General features: G+C 44.9%; 1 protein-coding gene. It reads right to left on the minus strand.

Annotated features, from left to right (window positions below; all coding sequences use genetic code 11):
• Window positions 1-24: 24 nt before the first annotated feature.
• A partial coding sequence (locus DWW13_RS19645) for a transposase (protein ID WP_243026213.1) occupies window positions 25-894 on the minus strand: 870 nt, incomplete at its 5' end.

An 894-nucleotide genomic window follows, 5' to 3' on the forward strand; every position in this document is an offset into this window, starting at 1 on the left:
AATCCACTGCATATCTGCCTGTGTTTATGCTGCTTTACGCAGTTCCATTTCTGAAATCAGTTCTCTCAGATCTGCATAAACACATGAGGTTCTACGCTTTACTGCAGGAACTTTTGCCTCCAGCAAAGACCTTTCCGTTTCCGGCAAGGGTTTTAAAATTTCACGGATAAAATATCTTGCTCCGATATTATACGATGCCGACAAATCACAGTTGTATCTTTTTCCAGTCTGAAACGTACACAGACGATGATCCCGTGTATCACGGGCAATCTCTCCTGATCCATCAAAGGCAAGCCTGCTCGTGTTCCAGGCACAAATCCGGGAAATTCGGATTCCCTTTCTGTGTGCCTGCTGTCCGCACCGTTTCTGGATATCACGTTTTCTCCACATCTGCAGTTTCTGCTTTTTCTTCCCGGAAAGTTTTCCTTTCATTTCCAGATATTCGAAAACAATCACATCTGCCTTCTTTTCTGACGCATACAGAACGATTTCCCTTGCAATTTTTCTGCCAAGCTCTGTATTCAGACGTTTTGCATATGCCCATTTTCCCTGCACCTGACGCGATCCATGTTCCCGCTGAAATCTTCGAATCCGTCCCAGCACACGGTACATCCGGTCTTTGTCACTGGGAAAGTTAATAAACTTTCTTCCCAGGATAGTTCCGTCTGGACGCATGATGGTACAGACTGCATCCGTATTGATGCCGAGATCCACGCTGCAGATCGTTTGCTCTTTGACAGGTGTCTGGTTTAAAGATACCTCTTCCGCATATGTAAAACGCAGAAAATATTTGTGGTGCTTCTTCTCCAACGTTGGAGCCGAAGCTTTTTTGCCCGACCAGTGTTTTCTTAAGTATTCCATATCCGTATGTTTCAGCCACACAGCAAACCATTT

Source organism: Blautia sp. AF14-40 (genome assembly GCF_003479665.1).
GTDB lineage: Bacteria > Bacillota > Clostridia > Lachnospirales > Lachnospiraceae > Fusicatenibacter > Fusicatenibacter saccharivorans.